At 38.8% G+C, this 19,083-nt stretch carries 19 protein-coding genes and 3 pseudogenes; 18 read left to right on the top strand and 4 right to left on the bottom strand.

The genetic code is table 11. The annotated features are described in order from the left end of the window. Nucleotides 1-3: 3 nt before the first annotated feature. Nucleotides 4-189 (bottom strand): antitoxin VbhA family protein, encoded by a 186-nt coding sequence (locus ACHZEU_RS04295; RefSeq protein ID WP_131519903.1) that lies wholly within the window; start codon nucleotides 187-189, stop codon nucleotides 4-6. A gap of 304 nt (nucleotides 190-493) precedes the next feature. Further along, complete coding sequence (locus ACHZEU_RS04290; protein WP_279496322.1) at nucleotides 494-1,666, bottom strand: multidrug effflux MFS transporter; 1,173 nt, start codon at nucleotides 1,664-1,666, stop codon at nucleotides 494-496. Between the two features lie 288 nt (nucleotides 1,667-1,954). Between ACHZEU_RS04290 and ACHZEU_RS04285 the strand changes: the two genes are divergently transcribed. The 4 genes from ACHZEU_RS04285 to ACHZEU_RS04270 all read left to right on the top strand — a co-directional run bounded on the left by ACHZEU_RS04285 (nucleotide 1,955) and on the right by ACHZEU_RS04270 (nucleotide 4,735). After that, nucleotides 1,955-2,806: a GNAT family N-acetyltransferase gene (locus tag ACHZEU_RS04285; protein WP_279494679.1), complete on the top strand. Its 852-nt coding sequence runs from the start codon at nucleotides 1,955-1,957 to the stop codon at nucleotides 2,804-2,806. A 103-nt stretch (nucleotides 2,807-2,909) separates the two neighbouring features. Beyond that, a complete protein-coding gene (locus tag ACHZEU_RS04280) occupies nucleotides 2,910-3,443 on the top strand; it encodes a GNAT family protein (protein WP_279494680.1) in 534 nt (177 codons plus the stop codon). Nucleotides 3,444-3,603: 160 nt separating this feature from the next. Then, on the top strand, nucleotides 3,604-3,819 hold the full coding sequence (locus ACHZEU_RS04275) for a hypothetical protein (RefSeq protein WP_404804071.1): 216 nt from the start codon (nucleotides 3,604-3,606) through the stop codon (nucleotides 3,817-3,819). Between the two features lie 136 nt (nucleotides 3,820-3,955). Continuing rightward, the gene (locus tag ACHZEU_RS04270) at nucleotides 3,956-4,735 is read left to right on the top strand and encodes a class I SAM-dependent methyltransferase (protein WP_279494681.1); all 780 of its coding nucleotides are present in this window, start codon (nucleotides 3,956-3,958) and stop codon (nucleotides 4,733-4,735) included. Between the two features lie 209 nt (nucleotides 4,736-4,944). Here ACHZEU_RS04270 and ACHZEU_RS04265 read toward each other — a convergent pair whose 3' ends face one another. After that, nucleotides 4,945-5,340: a hypothetical protein gene (locus ACHZEU_RS04265; protein ID WP_048390581.1), complete on the bottom strand. Its 396-nt coding sequence runs from the start codon at nucleotides 5,338-5,340 to the stop codon at nucleotides 4,945-4,947. Nucleotides 5,341-5,532: 192 nt separating this feature from the next. Here ACHZEU_RS04265 and nagZ point away from each other — a divergent pair, with 192 nt between their 5' ends. The 7 genes and pseudogenes from nagZ to ACHZEU_RS04230 all read left to right on the top strand — a co-directional run bounded on the left by nagZ (nucleotide 5,533) and on the right by ACHZEU_RS04230 (nucleotide 13,762). Next, nucleotides 5,533-7,221, top strand: coding sequence for a beta-N-acetylhexosaminidase (nagZ, locus tag ACHZEU_RS04260; protein ID WP_279494682.1), 1,689 nt, complete (start codon nucleotides 5,533-5,535; stop codon nucleotides 7,219-7,221). 66 nt (nucleotides 7,222-7,287) lie between these two features. Further along, on the top strand, nucleotides 7,288-8,724 hold the full coding sequence (locus ACHZEU_RS04255) for a helix-turn-helix domain-containing protein (RefSeq protein ID WP_305193770.1): 1,437 nt from the start codon (nucleotides 7,288-7,290) through the stop codon (nucleotides 8,722-8,724). 202 nt (nucleotides 8,725-8,926) lie between these two features. Beyond that, nucleotides 8,927-9,634, top strand: a pseudogene (gene deoD, locus ACHZEU_RS04250) (purine-nucleoside phosphorylase). 62 nt (nucleotides 9,635-9,696) lie between these two features. After that, entirely contained in the window at nucleotides 9,697-10,878 is a 1,182-nt protein-coding gene (locus tag ACHZEU_RS04245; RefSeq protein WP_048390691.1) for a NupC/NupG family nucleoside CNT transporter, read from the top strand. Between the two features lie 169 nt (nucleotides 10,879-11,047). Continuing rightward, nucleotides 11,048-11,476 (top strand): hypothetical protein, encoded by a 429-nt coding sequence (locus ACHZEU_RS04240; protein WP_305193769.1) that lies wholly within the window; start codon nucleotides 11,048-11,050, stop codon nucleotides 11,474-11,476. Nucleotides 11,477-11,641: 165 nt separating this feature from the next. Then, nucleotides 11,642-12,580 carry a rhodanese-related sulfurtransferase gene (locus ACHZEU_RS04235; RefSeq protein WP_054548782.1) on the top strand — a complete coding sequence of 313 codons (939 nt, stop codon included), beginning with the start codon at nucleotides 11,642-11,644 and terminating at the stop codon, nucleotides 12,578-12,580. Between the two features lie 288 nt (nucleotides 12,581-12,868). Further along, complete coding sequence (locus ACHZEU_RS04230) at nucleotides 12,869-13,762, top strand: SDR family oxidoreductase (RefSeq protein ID WP_054548781.1); 894 nt, start codon at nucleotides 12,869-12,871, stop codon at nucleotides 13,760-13,762. A gap of 166 nt (nucleotides 13,763-13,928) precedes the next feature. Here the strand turns inward: ACHZEU_RS04230 and ACHZEU_RS04225 are convergent, their stop codons facing one another. Beyond that, a complete protein-coding gene (locus ACHZEU_RS04225; protein ID WP_288580617.1) occupies nucleotides 13,929-14,420 on the bottom strand; it encodes a DinB family protein in 492 nt (163 codons plus the stop codon). A 227-nt stretch (nucleotides 14,421-14,647) separates the two neighbouring features. On the opposite strand from ACHZEU_RS04225, the gene ACHZEU_RS04220 reads away from it, so the two are divergent. The 7 genes and pseudogenes from ACHZEU_RS04220 to tnpA (ACHZEU_RS04190) all read left to right on the top strand — a co-directional run. After that, nucleotides 14,648-14,863, top strand: coding sequence for a helix-turn-helix transcriptional regulator (locus ACHZEU_RS04220; protein WP_279494689.1), 216 nt, complete (start codon nucleotides 14,648-14,650; stop codon nucleotides 14,861-14,863). Beyond that, complete coding sequence (locus tag ACHZEU_RS04215) at nucleotides 14,853-15,185, top strand: hypothetical protein (RefSeq protein ID WP_404804070.1); 333 nt, start codon at nucleotides 14,853-14,855, stop codon at nucleotides 15,183-15,185. The genes ACHZEU_RS04220 and ACHZEU_RS04215 overlap by 11 nt, the downstream gene beginning before the upstream one ends. Nucleotides 15,186-15,556: 371 nt before the next feature. After that, a complete protein-coding gene (locus ACHZEU_RS04210) occupies nucleotides 15,557-16,102 on the top strand; it encodes a VanZ family protein (RefSeq protein ID WP_404804568.1) in 546 nt (181 codons plus the stop codon). A gap of 155 nt (nucleotides 16,103-16,257) precedes the next feature. After that, nucleotides 16,258-16,569 (top strand): hypothetical protein, encoded by a 312-nt coding sequence (locus ACHZEU_RS04205; RefSeq protein ID WP_054548778.1) that lies wholly within the window; start codon nucleotides 16,258-16,260, stop codon nucleotides 16,567-16,569. 521 nt (nucleotides 16,570-17,090) lie between these two features. Continuing rightward, nucleotides 17,091-17,312 (top strand): annotated as a pseudogene (gene tnpA / locus ACHZEU_RS04200) (IS200/IS605 family transposase); the annotation flags it as partial. 43 nt (nucleotides 17,313-17,355) lie between these two features. Further along, nucleotides 17,356-18,710 (top strand): IS3 family transposase gene (locus tag ACHZEU_RS04195; protein ID WP_139111235.1). Its coding sequence is split into 2 segments (ribosomal slippage): nucleotides 17,356-17,809 and nucleotides 17,809-18,710, totalling 1,356 coding nucleotides; the frame shifts between segments, so codons are not numbered across the junction. A gap of 36 nt (nucleotides 18,711-18,746) precedes the next feature. Next, nucleotides 18,747-19,016: pseudogene (gene tnpA / locus ACHZEU_RS04190) on the top strand (IS200/IS605 family transposase); the annotation flags it as partial. Nucleotides 19,017-19,083 lie beyond the last annotated feature (67 nt).

Raw genomic sequence — 19,083 nt, 5'->3', positions numbered from 1 at the left:
AAACTACTGTGAAGCCCTTGTATATTTTTCAACAATCGCTTGTTTCAATTGGCTGGATGATACTTGACCATTTTCATATTGGTTTAAGAGGTTCTGTGTAAATGCGCTCGGTTTTCCACCGTCAATGGCAGCCAAACCAACTGCGAATTGCACTTGCTTTTTACGTTCTAAGGATGAATTTTCTTTCATAAATAACACCCCTCACTTTAATGGTATATCTATTATATCAGTTTTATGCATCAGGAGATAGTTAGATCACTGCACGATGCCTACTGACATAGTTCAATCTTTGTCATTAAGTATTTACACTTTGAGTGAGAAAATTCAATAGGTGCCAGTGGGGAAAATTTAGAGCTAGGCTATCCTATAATCAAAGTGGGTGAAATTTTACGAAGAGTAAAATTTCACCCACTTTTTCTATTCGGAGGAGAGGTTTTGTTCTAGTCTTTCATCTATCTAAAAGCGATAGCGATTGGAAGCCCGCTTTCTTCCATTATCGAATAAACTTTCTCCCGCAAAGCCACATTATCAAGGATAGACCTAAGAAATAAAGTGGCATTGTCAGTAAAGAACCGTTATGCAGTAAGCTCATACCAGATGTGATGGCACTGACGAGTAAGTAATAGCCGAGACTAAAGATAGCGCCTGCTGTGCCAATCACATCCTGAAAATCTACTAACGCTAAACTTAAGCAATTAGGAAGTGCGATGCCCGAGCCTAGCAGTGTGATAAAAATAGTAATCAGCATACCAATGGCCATCATGCTCGCGTGCAATGGCAGGGTACAAACGATGGTCAAAAGCAAAGTGCCACCAAGCATTACCAAACAGCCAACATGGATGATTTTTTGTGGCGAATGGCTGATGACGAGTCGCTTTGAAATCATAGCCCCAATTATGGAAGCAAGGGCAACGATAATGCCAAGAAATCCGTACAGGCCAGGTGACAGCTGGAAATGCTCGATGAATATAAAGGGTGCTTCGGCATAGTAGCTAAATAGAACACCATTAATGCCTCCTATTAGTAGCCCATAGACAAGCACGATGGGTGAAGCAAAAATGCGTTTGACGACAGGCCAAATCGCTGTTCTTTGTCTTGTTGCAGGATTGGTTGTTTCTGGAAGTCTGCAATAAGCATAGATAAACAACAGGATACTCATGATGACAAGGACACAAAACACGGCTCGAAAGCCTAGTGCTTGATCCACCCAACCACCAATTAACGGCCCTATAGCTGGGGTAAAGGCAATGACGGCTGAAATTTGAGCAAACATAGCATGGCGTTGGCTTCCCGTCACACTTTCACGCAATATGGTTTGCGTAATAATGGAGCCAGTTGCAGCGCCGAATGCTTGTAGCAATCGACTTGCTAATAGAAAAGGGATTGTCTCTGCGTAAAAGCAGAGTAGGCTACCTATTCCATAAAAAATTAAACCACCTAGCATGGCAGGTCTACGGCCAATAAAATCAGAAATCCATCCCCAGCAGAAAACGCCGAACGCAAAGCCAATAAAATAGATGCTTAATGATAATTGGACAGAGCTATTGGCTACATCAAGTGCAGCGGCAATATCCGGGAGTGATGGTGTGTATATTGTTTCACTAATTTGTGGAAAAGCCACAAGAACAATCATTAATAATAAAGATGGTACTGCCTGTTTTTTCAACATATTGCCCTCCTACAAGCAAAATTCTACTTTGTTAGTTACAAGTAGATTGCGTAGCTAGGGAAACGGCGGGACCATTATAAGAATACGTTCATAGGATGTCATGTTGAAATCACCTTTATATGCTTGAAGTAGGAGTGCATAGTCTAGCAACTATTATAGGCTATTTTACAATAATTATATAGTAATAATTGCTAAAGCTAAGAGATATTGCTTGTATATGGAAGGGGAATTTTGTAAAATGGAACATATGTTCTTTTAAATTTGAATGACAGAGGGTGTATCTAATTGAATTTTGAGCTAACTTTATTTACTTCTAGTGATATTCAGGGATTAATCGAGCTATCAGCTTCCGTTGGATGGGATTACGATGCCTACGAAATTGAAACGATTATGGCAGCAGGTAGAATAGTTGGACATAAAAATATGGAAGGAAAAATTGTTTCCAGTGCAGCCATTATTCCCTACGACACAAATGTAGCTTCCATTGGCATGGTGATTGTACATGAGCAATGCAGAGGTTTTGGCTTAGGTAGAATCGTTACACAAGCCTGTATCGATAGTGTTTCAGCGGAAACAGCGATTATGCTCGTAGCTACAAAAGAAGGACAACCTTTATATCAAAAAATGGGCTTCACGACTGCTGAGCATGTACATAAATATTTGGCAGACAAATATGTTGAGACGACCAGCAAAGCCGATTTTTTAGGCACCATCAAAGAATTTCAAGAACAGGATTTTGAACAGCTGGCCAAACTTGACGCAGCAGCCTTTGGGGATAGTAGAAGAATCTTTTTGCGTAAAAGAATACAGCAGTCACAGCGCTGTGTTGTTGTCAAAAATCAAGACAACCAAATGATTGGCTATGGCTTAACGATCGCGGGGCCAATTTATCTACTTTTAGGACCAATCGTCGCGCCAAGTAAAGAAATAGCACATCATATTATCAATGAATTGGCTAAGGGCTATCAGGGAAAATTACGTATCGACTGTCCATCTGTTCAAAAGGAGCTTGGTCCAATTTTACAACAAAGTGGTTTTACGATGGCTGCCACGCCACCTGTCATGATCCGTAATGCCAAAAAAATACCTCCAAGAAATCAAACATTATATGCTCTAGCAGCACAAGCTTTCGGGTAATCAAACGTGCAAGCCTACTCTGGGGTTTGCACGTTTGTATTGTCAAAAAAGGATTTTGAAGGAAGAGTAGAGAATGATATGGATGGTAGAGGAGGGGAACAGCATGTTTCCAGAATTAGAAACAGCAAGACTTAGGTTAAGAGAACTCACAGAGGAGGATGTTCCTGCGATTTTTCGTTGCTTTTCCAATGAGGCTTTAACACGCTATTATGGGCAGGAGCCTTTTGCTGACACACAGCAGGCTGAGCAGTTAATTAAGCAATTTGCTAAAAATTTTGAGGAAAAGCGTGGGATTCGTTGGGGAATTGAACGAAAAGATTCGAGTGAAGTGATTGGTACAGTTGGCTTCCATTTATGGTCGGCGGCACATCAACGAGCAGAAATTGGCTATGAAATTCATCCTGATTACTGGCGGCAGGGTTATACAAAAGAAGCTGTGCAGAAAGTAATTGCATATGGTTTTGGGGATATGAACTTAAACCGGATTGGAGCCGTTGTTTTTTTAGAGAATGAGGCATCTTCCAAGCTTTTAATTCAGCTTGGATTCCAACAGGAAGGCATATTGAGGGACTATATGTATCAAAAGGGACAAGCACATGATACATTTATCTATTCTTTGTTAAAAAAAGATGAATAACATAGCTTTAGCGCTTTTATAGAATAATCATTTACTTGGAAATGGATAATAAATAATAATTTAGATGGAGTTTTGAGGCTGCTTTTTTCGGTTATAGTTCTTATATGAACAACAATTCATAAGTTCGTGTAAAAAAGTAACAGATGAGGGGCTGGGTGTTATGGAGCAATATAGCACAGCTTATTTTCAAAAGCTAGATTTACTGTCAAGCTTATACGCGGGACAGGCTGVTTTAAAGGATTCCCTTCCAACAGAGAAGGTCAAGCGGATGGAGCGCTATCAACAAATTGAAGCGGCGATTACAAAACTAAATAACGAAATTAGAATAATTGAACGGACCATATTAAAGTCCTCCCATCCTACTAGAAATAGTTAATGGTAGCTCAACCCATGCATATCCCAGCATGGGTTTTTCGTTTGATAAGGTAAGCTTATGTATTTTTATAATAATTATAGATTTTTCTTATGGGTGATCTACTAGTACACTAAAATAAAAGGGGAGGGTGAAGAGAATGGGGATTGATTTCCATAATCAGCAACATCGTACGTCTTATACAACTAGACAGGCAGATAGCTCATGGAAGGCAGCGTTAGCGAAACATATTCCTTTTCATAGTATGGGAAAGGCAGTAGATATCGGCTGTGGCGGAGGGATTTATGCCAAGGCACTTGTCGATATGGGGGTGGCATCTGTAACAGGTGTAGACTTTTCACTAGCCATGCTAGACGGAGCGAAAGAAAATTGTCGAGCATATCCGCAAATCACATTTGTGCAAGGAAATGCTTTCAATACAGGGCTTGCAGGGGATACTTTTGATATCGTGCTTGAACGAGCCTTAATTCATCATATGCAAGATGTCAAAGCATGCTTTCAAGAGGCATTTCGGCTTTTACAGCAAGGCGGTTATTTTATCGTACAGGATCGCACCCCAGAGGATTGCTTACTTCCAGGGGATGCTCATCATATAAGGGGCTATTTCTTTGAAAGTTTTCCTTCGCTTATTCAAAAGGAAGTAGAGCGCAGACACACTAGTCAGTTGGTGACAGAAAGCTTACAAGAAGTAGGCTTTCAAGAAATTAGTGGACTCAAACTATGGGAGACGAGACAGGTCTATGCTAATAAGGAGCAATTATTGGCTGATTTACAAGGTAGAGTGGGGCGTAGTCTATTGCATGAATTGAATGACAACCAATTATCGACCCTTCTTGAGGATATAAGGAATGCGATCACCACTGAAGGTTCCATCATTGAAAAGGATCGATGGACAATTTGGATCGCCAAGAAAAAATAATAACCACCTTCTGGAGAGGATCAAACCTCTCCATTTTTATTCGATTGCAGCATCAAAATCTTACTCCGCTTTCTCAGAGCTATCCGTCAATTCACAGGATCTATCCGCCACTTTTAACTTTCTATCCATCACTTTAGGATTGCTATCCACTACTTTGCACATTTTATCCGCTTTCCCAGAGAAAACTCTTATGGCATCACTATAAGGGATTATTTAGCAAGTGCTAGCAAAAATTCATCGCGGTCTGCTTCTTCCTGCATTTTACTATCGACAAGCATTGCACCTGATTGAACACTTGTGATGTCGTTGTCTACCAGAAACTGTACATTGACCTTGGCTACTTCATTGTTCACCGTGCAATCACCCTCAAACTCTACAACATCCTGTCCCTTTTGTGTTTCAAAATAGACCCAATATGGATTTTCACAGGCAGAGGCAAAGGCACTCTCCAAAGTTTTTGCGCTATTTTCATAGGAATAGTTTTTTACGTATGTAATATATTCATTGTCTGTAATATCCTTTTGTGGACCATAGAAGTACCAAAATACCGCTAAGATACCGATTGGCACAATCCACAGTATATTTCTTTTACTTAATTTCCCCATGTGTTATATCCCCCTTTATGTGAATATTTTAACATCTTCTTTTGCATTTTTGCTAGCTTACGATAATATTTTCTATTGAAGGCTGCGATTCTGTTCACAGCGTGAGCTTTGAATTCAGGTGGCAGTTATGATAACGTTAGTTGATAGATTTGTTTCGATGTCGCCAAATGGCTTGGTGAAGGAGGTTTTTACATGCATAAAAGAAGACGTGGTGTGCTGCTAGTTCTTGTGCTGATGTTAATGGGTCTAGCCTTTTTTATCGGCATGAAAGTGAGGCCAGTCACACTACCGACTAGAAATCCTGAGACAACGCCCGTTCAAGAGGATGCGTCCGAACAGGAAGGTGGTTCAGACAATATAGAGGTCCTCATTCAGGATATTGCTCAATTCGCGCGAGAAGGAAAAGTACCTGATGTGCCATTTGCAGCAGGAGATACAGAACAACAAGCGGTTCGTGAGCAATGGGGAGAACCGCAGCAGGTCACGGAATCCGCCAATGGACAATATGAGGATTATGAGGATGTGACGATTGGTTATCGAGGTTCACTGGCCTTCGATATCCGTTCATCGAAAGAGAATATCAAAAGCATTCGTTTAGCAGATATTAAAAATAAGTTGGGTGAACCTGATGAAGTTCGTTACTATCAGGATCCTTCAACCGATCAAATTATTCTTGTCTACCAAGTAAATGCCAGCTATCAATTAAAGTGGATTTTACCGAAACCGATTGACAGTGATGCCAATCCTACTGTTCATCATATTTCGGTCTATACGGAACTGAAGCCACAAGCGCCAGATACGGTGGAACAAATGACATTGGACGAGAAAATCGGTCAAATGATGTTTGCAGGTGTTTCAGGTACGACGCTTCAGCAGGAGACAATAAGCCTTATTCAAAAGGCTAAAGTAGGTGGTTTAATTCTTTATGGCAATAATCTTGAAACACCCCAGCAAACGGTCACATTGATGAATGACTTAATGGCTGCCAATTCGAATAATCAGCTACCACTTTTCCTTGGCACTGACCAAGAGGGTGGCAAAGTAGTCAGATTACCAGGCGCTTTAAAAAATTTCCCAACAAACCGAAAAATTGGGGACATTAACCAATCCAAGTTTTCATTTGAAGTAGGCCAATTATTAGGGGAGCAATTAAAGGCATTTGGCTTCAATCTGGACTTTGCGCCTGTATTAGATGTCAATAGCAATCCGAATAATCCAATTATCGGGGATCGTTCGTTTTCCAATGATCCAGCTATCGTCAGCAAATTGGGTATTCAAACAATGAAGGGTCTGGAGTCGGAGCAGGTTATTCCTGTCGTGAAGCATTTCCCTGGGCATGGTGACACATCTGTGGATTCCCACTTAGAATTGCCAAAGGTGACAAAAAGCTTGAACGATTTGAATCAGCTAGAGCTTGTCCCATTTAAAGAGGCCATTAACAATGGTGCAGATGTCGTCATGGTCGCACATATTTTATTGCCAAAGATCGATCCCCAGTATCCTTCCTCCATGTCGAAGGAAATTATCACGGGTACGCTAAGAAAGCAACTGGGCTTTGACGGTGTTGTGATGACTGATGATATGACGATGAAGGCCATCACGAATCATTATGCGATCGGGCAAGCAGCTGTCGATTCAATCAAGGCTGGTAGTGATATTATTTTAATCGCTCATGAATATGCCAATATTACAGCAGCTATAGAAGCGGTGAAGGTAGCCGTCAGCAATGGGGAAATAACAGAGGAACGCATCAATGAAAGTGTCCAAAGAATCCTAAAACTAAAAGAAAAATATCAGCTTGTCAATCAGCCCGTGCCAGCAGTTGATATCAACAAGCTTAATACGGACATCGAAAAAGTTTTGAATACGTATATGAAATAAACGCAAAAAGGGACATACAGCTACCAGTGTATGTTCCTTTTTGTGAATGATGGATAGGGTGAGAACGTGGATAAGGAATTCAAATTAGCTAGTCAATTATTACTGTTACTAGATTCTGAACAAAGATGGTTTACTTTAGGGGAGGTTGAAAAAAGCTTACATATTTCAGATAAGACCATACGGAAGCTCGTAGAAGAGATCAATCGGCAATTACCAGCAACAATGACGATTGACGTATCTAGAGGAAAGGGAATTTTTCTACAACGAGATGGGCGAAGTACAACCGTTAGTGAAGTGCTTTCGAGCATGTTCAGGCAAACCATCTTCTATCGCTTCATGCACTTATTGTTTATCAATGGGCAACCTTATTCGATGGAGGAGCTAGCAGAGGCGATGTTTATGAGCACCTCCTCGTTGAAGAAGTTGATTACGCAACTAAATAATCATGATTTGAAGCCGTATAAGCTACGCATTACATACTCGACGCCCGCCGTAAAGGGAAATGAATTGAATATCCGCTACTTTTATTGGAAATTATATGGTGATGCCTATGAGTATACAGGATGGCCATTTACCAATAGTGACTTTGATTTTATCAATCAATGCATCACGCAAATAGAGCATGAGCAAAGCATTGTTTATTTTATTAACTCCAAGAGGAAATTATCCTTTTTAGTGGCGATTGTCTTGGAAAGAGTACGAAAGGGGAACTATGTCAAAATTACGGAGGATGATTACGCCTGGGAAAGAGGAATGTTCTATTTGCCAGTAAAAGACTTTGCACAGGCACTGGAAGAAAAATTTTCGATTGAATTACCAAAGCGTGAATTGTTTTTTATGCAATCTCTATTTAGTCTAAGCCAATATCATTATTATGAAGGATCAGACATGACGCCAATGAAGGAAATCGAATTATATAAAAATAAAGAAATTGATCAAATGGCGCAGCAGTTGTTCACCTTATTGGCAAAGGTTTACCCTAATCTACATATGAATGAGCGGTTTAGCTTGGAGGTATATGAGTTTTTAGACAAGCTTTTAATCGATAATGCCATCCCTGAATGGCTGATGATTTCAAAAAGTAATTTAACAAACTATGTTCAAATTGAATGTCAGCAAATTTACCAAGATATGCAGGTCTGTATGCAAACATGGAAAAAAGCGTACCCTTCTATCCTGTATAATGACTTTCATTTAACCAAGCTTACCTTGCTTGTTCGTTCAGGGCTACGTTATAAAAGTAAACGAGCCTTCTTGGTTATTGGAGAGGAATTTTCAATCCGCCATTATATCGCCAATTTAATCAAGAATGAAATTGGGGACCAGCTGATTATTAATACCTCTATTATGAAGGGATTAACGGATGAGATGGTACAGCAGCATCACATTGATTTTGTCATAAGTAATTTTCCCGTTGCCTTAACGACAGTGCCGGTTGTTATTATATCTACGATTCCTACCAAAAGGGACTTAGATAATATTCGTCAAGAATTACTTCGGTAATTTGGTCAATTATTTCCCGTACACAACGTAACAATCTGGTCTAGTTTGTCAGGATTATTAAACCTTATACTCATAGTAGTTTCTGAACAGATTTCTTGTAAAAGAAGTAGTTTTGGAAATGGCTGTGGGTATTTTTATTGGTAAATGAAAACAGTTACCTAATTGGATTGGAGATAAATGACAAGTTTTTGGAGGAATGAAAATGAGTAGACATTTAGGAGCAAAAAAGGGAGAAATAGCTGAGCGTGTCTTGCTGCCTGGAGACCCTTTACGTGCAAGATTTGTAGCAGAGCATTTTTTAGAGAATGTCTATTGCTATAACGAAGTAAGAGGAATGTATGGGTATACAGGAACGTTCAAAGGTGTACCGATTTCCGTGCAGGGGACGGGCATGGGGAATCCATCGATGAGTATTTACGGTACTGAATTGGTCAACGATTATGGCGTGAAAAAATTGATTCGTATTGGCACATGTGGCGCGATGCAACAGGACATTCAAATCCGCGATATCATTCTAGCCCAAGCAGTGTCTTCAGACAGCAATTTGACGGAGAAAATTTTCTACGGCAATAATTACGCACCAATTGCGGATTTTTCCTTATTAATGAAAGCGTTTCAACTAGCGCAAGGGAAAAAAGGCAATGTGTTTGTTGKCAATATTTATAATTCAGATGAATTTTATCGTGAAACATTAGACAGGCTTCATAAGTTTATGGAATTGGGTGTTTTAGGGTGAGAAATGGAAAGCACCGCCCTCTATACGTTAGCCGCAAAATATGGGGTAAAGGCATTGTCTATTTTGACGGTAGGTAGTCAACTATTAACAAATGAAAGCTTAACGCACGAGGAAAGTGAAAAATCCTTTTTTGATATGGTGGACATTGCTCTTCATACAATCATCGATGCGTAAGGGATTGCATGGGATGGGAAGAAAAAGCATTTGAAAACATTGTTCGTTACGGAGGGGACAACATGCATTATATTATTTCGATAGTAGGTCTACTACTCGTGCTATTTTTAGCATGGCTTGCAAGTAATAATAAGAAAAAGATTAAATACCGCCCAATCATTGTGATGATTGTTATCCAGCTTGTTTTAGGGTTTCTATTACTGAAAACAGGTATTGGGGAATTTTTAATTAAAGGATTTGCTGATAGCTTTGCAAAACTACTTGAATATGCCAATGAGGGCACAAATTTTGTATTTGGTGGGATGGCGAATGAGGGTGCACATACATTTTTCCTCTATGTTTTAATGCCAATCGTATTTATGTCAGCCATCATCGGCATATTGCAACATTATAAAATTCTACCGTTTATGATTAAATATATAGGTTTCGTATTAAGTAAAATCAATGGCATGGGAAAACTAGAATCCTATAATGCGGTTGCAGCGGCAATCGTAGGGCAAAATGAAGTATTCATTTCAGTGAAAAATCAAATCGGCTTTTTACCAAAGCATCGGCTTTATACCTTATGTGCTTCTGCGATGTCAACGGTATCGATGTCCATTGTGGGCTCTTATATGACGATGCTAGAGCCAAAGTATGTAGTGGCAGCTCTCATATTAAACTTGTTTGGTGGTTTTATCGTGGCCTCAATCATTAACCCGTATGAAGTACAAGCGGAGGAAGATATAATCGAAGTGCAAGAAGGTGAAAAGCAAACGTTTTTTGAAATGCTAGGCGAATACATTATGGACGGTTTTAAGGTAGCCATCATCGTCGGGGTTATGTTAGTAGGCTTTGTAGGGTTAATTGCCCTCATTAATGGTGTGTTTGATGGCATTTTCGGTATCACATTCCAAGGTTTCCTAGGCTATGTCTTTGCCCCAATTGCGTTTGTCATGGGTGTACCTTGGCATGAAGCTGTGAATGCAGGGAGTATCATGGCGACAAAGCTTGTGGCAAATGAATTCGTTGCCATGCTGGACTTCGTTAAAATCCAAGATAGCTTCAGTGAGCGTACAGCAGCGATTGTCTCTGTATTCCTCATATCCTTTGCTAACTTTGGCTCAATTGGTACCATTGTAGGTGCCGTAAAAGGGTTAAATGAAAAGCAAGGCAATGTAGTGGCACGCTTTGGATTAAAATTGCTATACGGTGCCTCACTTGTAAGTGTTCTATCAGCCATCATTATTGGGATTGTGTTTTAAAGAAAAGAAATGAGAGGTGCATATTTTAGGCGTATCAATCCCTAAAATATGCTTTTTTTTGATCTTTTGTCAGGTGAGAAACATTGTAACTTTCTTCCATGATTTTCGTTTGATCTATTAAGAGGTTGAATTGTACCAGCAGTAAAAATTTATAAGGGGAAGGATAAGAATGAAAACTTTCTATCATTGTTTAATCATGTGGATACCTTTTATAGTGCTGTTTGCCTTAGCTGGATTTGGCTTAGAAGTTTTAGAAGGAAGAAAAATCAGGACATCAGAATATATGACGGGATTTCATGATTTAGGCGTTGGTTATATGTTCTTAATGGGCTCTTTTGCTTTTATTCTCTATCCGATTTCGTTTTTACCGTTAACATTTATTGTGAGTCGTTTTATGAAAAATTGGCTGTTCAAAGTGGTTACCTTCACTTTATTTGGTGGGGCAATAGGGGCTTTTTCTTTCGTAATCATTTATGATTCGCGATTTATAGAAGAATATAATTTAAGTATTATCAATTCGATGCTTATTTTTGGTATTGCGAGTTTACTCTATGCTTTAGTAGAAAATGCGGTGAAGAAAAAAATAAAATTTGTTTAACGAATGAATGTGTCTTTTTTTATCTAGCGGCATATGGAAAATTATTCCTACTCATTTCAGTCTAATTACCGATAGCATATTAACGGATTATCCTTTATGGTTAATAGGTCGTAAAAGACACTATCAGGAATATCCTGCAAATATTGAAATGATAGGTGGAAAACAATGAATTATCGAGTTTTATTATATTACCATTACACGAAGATTGAAGACCCAGAGACGTTTTCAGCAACGCACTTAGAAATGTGTAAAGAAATCGGTTTAAAAGGTCGTATTTTAGTAGCCAATGAGGGCATTAACGGGACTGTTTCGGGGACGATTGAGCAAACAGAGCAATATATGGCAAACATGCAAGCAGACCCATTATTCGAAGGCATTGTCTTTAAAATTGATGCGGCAGAAGGACATGCATTCAAAAAAATGCACGTTCGCCCACGTCCTGAGTTAGTCAACTTAGGCTTAGAAGAAGACGTCAACCCACATGAATTAACAGGTCGCTACCTGTCACCAGAACAATTCCTTGCTGAAATGCAAGATGAAAATACAGTAGTATTAGATGTGCGTAACACGTATGAATACGATGTCGGCCATTTTCGTGGCGCGATTCGACCAGAGGTGAAAAATTTCCGTGATACACCAGAATGGGTCCGTGCAAACCGTGAGCTATTCGAAGGGAAAAATGTTTTAACATATTGCACGGGTGGTATTCGTTGTGAGAAGTTTTCGGGTTGGATGAAACGTGAAGGCTTTGGCAATGTCGGTCAATTACATGGTGGTGTAGCAACATATGGAAAAGATCCTGTGGCGAAAGGTCAATTATGGGATGGTCAAATGTACGTTTTCGATGAGCGTTTAACGGTGCCAATCAATCAAGTAGAGCATGTGATTGTCGGTCGTGATCACTATGACGGTGAACCTTGTGAACGCTACATTAACTGTGCAAATCCTGAATGTAACAAGCAAATCATCGCATCTGAAGAAAATGAAGCAAAGCATTTAGGTGGCTGTACAATCGAATGTACAAAGCATGCGCGCAATCGCTACATCGTGCGTCACAATTTAACAGAAGAGCAAGTAGCTCAAGCAATTGAGGCGTTAATTTAAACAAACAAAGCGTTATTAAATATCTTTCATAACCTACTTTATAGAGGTTCTTAAAACACTCAATGTAAGTGTTCAAACTATCCATTTCAACAGTGGACTAGTCTGCTCGCTTATATAGGGTGTTTTTTCTTTTGTAAGGAAAATGTAAATGACTCCATCATTGGTAGGAAGGGCGGAAGAAATCTGATGCTGTTTAAAGTAAATGTTCAGAGGGTATTCAACAAAATGTAACAGTGTAAGCACACAAAGTGTTTGTCACTAATTAATCAAAATAGGAGATGATAGCTGATGGGAAACCCACATCTAACCGATCCACGTAAAAAATTTCATACCGAAAAATTCCCAAATCAGGAACAGAACACGCCAGCGCTACAGCATGGAATGATCCCCAAACCTGACTGCGGAGAAGAATCATATAAAGGATACAATCGTTTAGAAGGGCGCAATGCCTTAATTACAGGAGGCGATTCTGGGATTGGCCGTGCTGCCGCTATTGCCTATGCACGTGAAGGAGCCAATGTAGCCATCCAATTCTTCCCTGGTGAAGAGGAAGATGCCAACGTCGTTAAAGAATTAATTGAAAAAGCAGGAAGAAAAGCATTACTGCTACCGTATGACTTGCGAGAAGACGGCACAGCGACAGAGATTGTTACAAAAACCGTAGAAGCCTTTGGCGGATTGGACATTCTTGTATTAAATGCTGCGCAACAGATCGCACAGCCATCCCTAAGTGACTTAACAATTAAACAAGTGCAAGACACTTTCAAAGTAAACATCATCAGCATGTTCGAGACCGTAAAAGCTGCTGAAGAACATTTGGAGCCAGGAAGTGCAATTATCACCACCACATCGGTTCAATCTTTCGATCCATCCTCATCTTTAATGGATTATGCCGCGACAAAAGGTGCAATAAGCAACTTTATGGTATCCCTATCCTCGTACTTTGCTTCTAAAGGTGTTCGTGTCAATGGTGTTGCACCTGGCCCGATTTGGACGCCGCTTCAGCTAGATAACGGGAAATTAGAAGGAGAGATTCCTGAGTTTGGCCAAAATACGCCCCTCGGCCGTGCAGGACAGCCAGTAGAGCTTGCACCCGTTTATGTTCTTTTGGCCTCGGATGAAGGAAGTTATATCACGGGTCAGATTTATGGAGTGACAGGTGGTAAGCCGATAGACTTGTAAACTTACTAAAACCACTCTCGACATTAGTGATGTTCCACTGATTATGGTAGAAAAACAGGTTAAGATGGATAATGAAAACGAATTAAATGATATGCCCCCTATAGTTAGTAGTTTGTCTCTAACTTGAGGGGGCATCTGCTTTTCAATCACCAATTGGAATCATCGTTTATAAGTAGGAGCGCTTAGCAGGCCATGAACCTTGTAGTTTACGAAGTTGAACAATTTGTCCTGTATGGTAAGCGTCGTGCAAAAGGATATTTAGATATTGTTGCCAAACTGGAAGAGCGGGACTAGGTTGATCTAATGCCTCTTCTTGCAAGGATGCTAATGAAGATTGTAGGGCATCATGTACGTGAAGGGTTCGATTCACTGTTTCTTGCCAAGCATCTTCATCATGAGCACCGCCTTGGACAAACGTTTCATCATTATTTTGTGGAGCAACAAATGTCTCCTCTTTATGTAAGCGAGAAAGTAAGCGCTCTTTAAAGATTAATAAATGGTTTACATTTTCCCAAATCGTATTAGCAGCATTTCCTTCTGGTTGCCAACTAGCTTGCGCAGCAGTGAGATTCTTTAATGCTTCTGATAACGGTGGGTACCATTCCTCTTCGTAAAAAACCTGATTGACTCCATTTTGCAAGAGCTCTTTTTTACTCATTTGAATAACCTCCTTTTTGTAACGCTCAAAACATTCCTTACTATTAATTTATCAAATTTTCCGAAAATAGTACATAGTAATAGAATTTTGTTGTTCTTTACTCGACATTGCCATATCATCTAACTAAAAATCAAATTGTAAAGTTTGCTTGACATACGAAGTGATGTAAAGTAAACTTTACTTAACATTAAATGTATAGTTTGCTTTACATTTATAAAGGAGGCATTATGAAAAACAGAATTCGAGAATTACGAAAATTGAACAAGATTACGCAGGAAGAATTGTCGAAACAAGTTGGCGTTTCACGGCAATCGATCATTGCTATTGAATCAGGCAAATTCAATCCATCCTTAGAGCTTGCCTACAACATTTCCAAAGCGTTCAATAGCACAATTGAAGAAGTGTTTATATTTGAAGAGGGGAGAATGAATAATGGAGATTAATATCTGGGGTATGATTGGATTGTATGGGGGAGTGATTGGTGGACTTCTTGGATGGTGGTTCGGGCGACAGAAAGCTAGAAAAAAAAGAGGTTTAGACGAGCTGTACTATCATATTTGGCAAAAGGCGAGATCCTATTCATGGTATGTGACATTAGGAGCGCTGTATGTTTTCTTTACGTTACTCAATTTTGGAATTGAATTAAGCACTGCTATGGTTTTAGGTATCCTTTTATTAACACACGTAGCGAGTTGGGGAATCATTGGGATTATTTTGACCATCAATATGTCCAGCGCAGCCCCGTTACAGCCCTCGCGTGTGTAGGTGGGCCTATTCGTCTTCATTACGTCCATTATTGTATTCACGATCATCTCGATCCTGACGACAAACTGGCTATTTTTATTATTTAGTATTCCACCTGATTTAATTGCACTTTTTACTGCACTTACTCCGAAGCGAAAAGATTCCGAGGTAACCTACTAAACTTCATACTAATATCGTACCGTTTTTTCCCCTATAGATATGGTGGTCTATGGGGGTGTTTTTTTATATATGACATTAAAAGCATCTAAATGGAAAAATGGTTTTGACTAACATTGTTAAAATAAGTAAAATGATAGTTGTTACAGAATTTGGGAGGTGTTTACTTTCATACAAACTATGTTCTATATAATATTGTTCCTTTCGGATTTTTAGTGTTGTTGGTCTATATTTTTATAGATGTATTTCTTGATTACTTTAGAAAAGAAATCAAGCCTAATCAAAGACGCGTTACTTTATATAGCTTTTTCTTCTATTTACTATGTTTACTTCAAATTAAAGTAGGGGGAATAACACTTTTACCTCTAAATCCAGCAGACAAAAGTAGGAGTTTTATTACAGCTAATGATTGGTTTGGAATTTTTGATAGTATCCACTTCAATATGTATTTGTGGAGCTATTCAGCTATAGTTTATAATTTTTTATTATTACTTCCTTTAGGGATATTTTTATGCGTTCTTTTCCATTTTAAAAATAGAAATAAAGCCATTTTTCTAGTGATATTGTGTTGTTTAGGTATAGAGCTTTTACGTCTACTATTAGGGTCGTTTAGTTTAGTTCCTAGGAACATTGGATCTGTAGATGGTATCTACTTGTTATGTAATATACTTGGTGGAATAATTGGTATATTAATAGTGAAAATATTTACGCATATACAAATGAAGCGAAAAGATAAAGTTTATAATGGTAGTTTTAATTGAATAATAGTTTTCGGCAATTGGGCGCGTTTATTTATCAACGTGTCTTTTTCTTTTAAATGGCAATATTGTTGAATAATACAGTTATTTGAAACCTTTCCTACAATTTACCGTTAAGTATTGTTAAACGGCAATACAAATAGAAAGAGGGATTCGTTATGATTGGTTGGCTTAATATTGGCAGTCTCTTACTAGGAATAATCGCTTGGATACTTCCGGTTATTTATCTAATGGGAAATAAAAAACATGAACATTCTAATTGGGGCATCCTTGCCGTTCTCAGCATCAGTGCCTGCGCTATTTCAATTAGTTTTCAGATGTTTTATAATTATCATTTAGTAAAAATTGAGGATTGGACGGCACTCATGGACACGACACGTGCAGTCGTGATAGCCACAGCAGTTCTTCTCATTTTTACATTGCTATTAAATGGCCTTACTTTTATTGTATATCAAAAGAACAAAAAGTAAGATATTCGTTGCCTGTTCGTATGATTGAAATATATTTTTGGTTTTCAGAGAGTGTAATGAAGAGAATGGTAATTTTTGGGCCTTTTTACAATCGGGCGCTTTATTTAGCGAAAATCTACTCTTTCTCGTGAGATGGCTAGAACAAAGGCTATGAAAAAAATAGTATCAATTATTTTTACGAACAGAAAGCTACCGGTTGATGAGAGGTGCATGTAAAACGAGTGAGAATTCATCTTGGAGCTCTGTACCGAAAAGATCATACACCCGTAATCATGTGCGAGAGTATCGTCAAATGACCGTACTTCTTAAGGTAAGTAATGTGAATTGCTTATAAATTAAAGGTGGTAACACGAGTTGAATCGTCCTTTTGGTTAATCCAAAAGGGCGTTTTTTTGTATATTTTGAAAACCCCTTGCTATGCGAGGGGTTCCAAAGAGCTTCTAGCTATGGACAAGAAAAAAACCCCAGCCGTACAATGAAATCAGGTCTGGTCAACCGACTTCGTACGAAAGGGGCTCCAAATGGATAATAAAAGTTTAGCACACACGACATGGAATTGTAAGTATCACATCGTCTTTGCGCCAAAATATAGAAGGCAGATTATTTATGGACAAATCAAAGCAGATATAGGTAGAATTCTTCGCCAGTTATGTGAAAGAAAAGGAGTAGAAATCATTGAAGCCACAGCCTGTCCTGATCACATTCATATGTTGGTGAGTATTCCACCAAAAATGAACTGCTCCCCAAATGTTAGACACATCTAACATTTGGAGGAGCAGTTTTTATATGGCTAAATTTACATCGGAAGAAAAACTACAAGCAGCCTTACGTTACATAAAAGGCAATGAAAGTTCACATGAAATTGCTAAATCTATCGGAACAGATCACAAAGCAATTCTTAATTGGGCGAAACAATATGAGTATAATGGCGTAGAAGCGTTTATAAAGCGATATACAAATTATTCGGCACAGTTTAAACTAGACGTACTAAACTTTATGATTGAAAATGGTACGTCCTTACTTGAAACAGCAGCTATCTTTAAGATAGCTACGCCTTCTACACTTCGTAGTTGGAAAAAGCAATTTAAAACAAAAGGATTCGATGCCCTTCAATCAAGGAAAAAGGGGCATCCATCCATGAAAAAAGAAACGAACAAACAACCAAAACAAGCACCAGTAGAAGGGACACCTGAAGCACTTCAAGCAGAAATCAATCGTCTACGTATGGAAAATGAGTACTTAAAAAAGTTGAACGCCTTAGTTCAAGCCAAGGAAAAATCACCAAAGAAGACAAAGTAAAGGTCATCTATGAATTAAGGCATAAATACTCGGTGAAGGCGCTTGCGAAATTCGCAGGCATTCCACGTAGCACGTACTATGATTTAGTGAAGAAGATGGATCGTCCAGATCCAGATGCCGAGTTAAAGGCCGAAATTCGAGCAATTTATAACGAACACGAAGGTCGTTATGGTTATCGTCGTATTCGTGATGAGCTAGCAAATCGTGGGAAAAAAGTGAATCATAAAAAGGTTCAACGTATCATGAAAGAATTAGGTTTAAAGTGCTTAGTGCGTATGAAGAAATACAAATCTTATAAAGGGACAATCGGTAAGATTGCGCCTAATAGATTGGATCGTAACTTCATAGCAGAAGCACCGAATGAAAAATGGGTTACAGATATTACGGAGTTTAAGCTGTTTGGTGAAAAGCTCTATTTATCACCTATTTTAGACTTATTTAACGGCGAAATTATTACGTACACAATTGGTCATAGACCAACATATTCGCTTGTATCAGAAATGTTGGAGAAGGCACTAGAGAGGTTGCCAGAGGAACATCAATTATTGATGCATTCAGATCAAGGTTGGCATTACCAAATGAAACAATATCGCCACGCCCTTGAATCAAGAGGCATTGTGCAAAGTATGTCACGTAAGGGAAACTGTTATGACAACTCTGTCATGGAGAATTTCTTCGGCATCATGAAGTCAGAATTCCTCTACTTAAAGGAATTTGATAGTGTCGAGCATTTTAAAAAGGAACTTGAAAAGTATATAACGTATTACAACACGAGACGTTTAAAGGCAAAATTAAAACTGAGTCCGGTAGAATACCGAACTCAGTTTACCCAAGCTGCCTAAACGAAATAACCGTGTCTAACTTATAGGGGTCACTTCAAAATAAGTGTTTCATCGTTTGTGGGTTATTTGAAAGGGAAGAGTAGTTTAATGATATTCGATCGGCATGCGAACCTGAAATACAAATATGGAAATAGGAAGTTTTGGTGTCGCGGATATTATGTAGATACAGTAGGACGAAACAGAAAAATCATACAGGAATATATAAAAAATCAATTGCAAGAGGATATACTTGAGGATCAAATGACCATGAAAGAATTCATTGATCCATTTACAGGAGAAGAAATACAAGCAAAAAAGCGAAAATAATAAAACCACTTTAGTGGTAGCGTGAAAACGGAGTGCGGTTGGCGGACCTTTCAGTGTGTCTTTAGAC

Source organism: Lysinibacillus sp. S1 (genome assembly GCF_044986265.1).
GTDB lineage: Bacteria > Bacillota > Bacilli > Bacillales_A > Planococcaceae > Lysinibacillus > Lysinibacillus capsici.
Note: the sequence above shows the minus strand (reverse complement) of the source record. Positions and strands in the feature narration are given on the sequence as shown.

Bases quoted from the DNA above. Each gene is read 5' to 3' on its own strand.
- ACHZEU_RS04265 (WP_048390581.1), bottom strand. From the start codon at position 5,340: ATGGGGAAATTAAGTAAAAGAAATATACTGTGGATTGTGCCAATCGGT.
- ACHZEU_RS04280 (WP_279494680.1), top strand. From the start codon at position 2,910: ATGTTTCCAGAATTAGAAACAGCAAGACTTAGGTTAAGAGAACTCACA.
- ACHZEU_RS04215 (WP_404804070.1), top strand. From the start codon at position 14,853: ATGGAGATTAATATCTGGGGTATGATTGGATTGTATGGGGGAGTGATT.
- ACHZEU_RS04270 (WP_279494681.1), top strand. From the start codon at position 3,956: ATGGGGATTGATTTCCATAATCAGCAACATCGTACGTCTTATACAACT.
- ACHZEU_RS04295 (WP_131519903.1), bottom strand. From the start codon at position 189: ATGAAAGAAAATTCATCCTTAGAACGTAAAAAGCAAGTGCAATTCGCA.
- ACHZEU_RS04230 (WP_054548781.1), top strand. From the start codon at position 12,869: ATGGGAAACCCACATCTAACCGATCCACGTAAAAAATTTCATACCGAA.
- ACHZEU_RS04220 (WP_279494689.1), top strand. From the start codon at position 14,648: ATGAAAAACAGAATTCGAGAATTACGAAAATTGAACAAGATTACGCAG.
- ACHZEU_RS04240 (WP_305193769.1), top strand. From the start codon at position 11,048: ATGAAAACTTTCTATCATTGTTTAATCATGTGGATACCTTTTATAGTG.
- nagZ (WP_279494682.1), top strand. From the start codon at position 5,533: ATGCATAAAAGAAGACGTGGTGTGCTGCTAGTTCTTGTGCTGATGTTA.
- ACHZEU_RS04245 (WP_048390691.1), top strand. From the start codon at position 9,697: ATGCATTATATTATTTCGATAGTAGGTCTACTACTCGTGCTATTTTTA.
- ACHZEU_RS04235 (WP_054548782.1), top strand. From the start codon at position 11,642: ATGAATTATCGAGTTTTATTATATTACCATTACACGAAGATTGAAGAC.
- ACHZEU_RS04225 (WP_288580617.1), bottom strand. From the start codon at position 14,420: ATGAGTAAAAAAGAGCTCTTGCAAAATGGAGTCAATCAGGTTTTTTAC.
- ACHZEU_RS04205 (WP_054548778.1), top strand. From the start codon at position 16,258: ATGATTGGTTGGCTTAATATTGGCAGTCTCTTACTAGGAATAATCGCT.